The organism is Bradyrhizobium sp. 25ACV, assembly GCF_054863005.1.
On the sequence record NZ_JAVAYO010000169.1, the window covers coordinates 1 to 249 of the forward strand.

1 protein-coding gene is annotated in these 249 nt (G+C 66.3%); it reads right to left on the bottom strand.

Translation table 11 applies throughout. The annotated features are described in order from the left end of the window. Positions 1–54: 54 nt before the first annotated feature. A partial coding sequence (locus RAD04_RS39020) for a hypothetical protein (protein WP_461628014.1) occupies positions 55–249 on the bottom strand: 195 nt, incomplete at its 5' end.

A 249-nucleotide genomic window follows, 5' to 3' on the forward strand; every position in this document is an offset into this window, starting at 1 on the left:
CACGAAAATGGCAGTCTGTCAGGAACGCCAGTTCACCGGCGGTTACGGCTGGGCTCAGCACAGGTGCTCATCCAGCGGTGTTGACGACACCGCCACCCCCGCACCTGGGAGAAGATCAAGGCCGGCCTTGAAGCGAAGGGAATCACCGAGCCCGCCGCGCTCTCGGCTGAGGAGAAAGCCGCCATCCGCGCAGGGCTGGGGCTCGACCAAGCCGACTTCGTCGCCTCCGGCTCCGCGCCCATAGCCAGT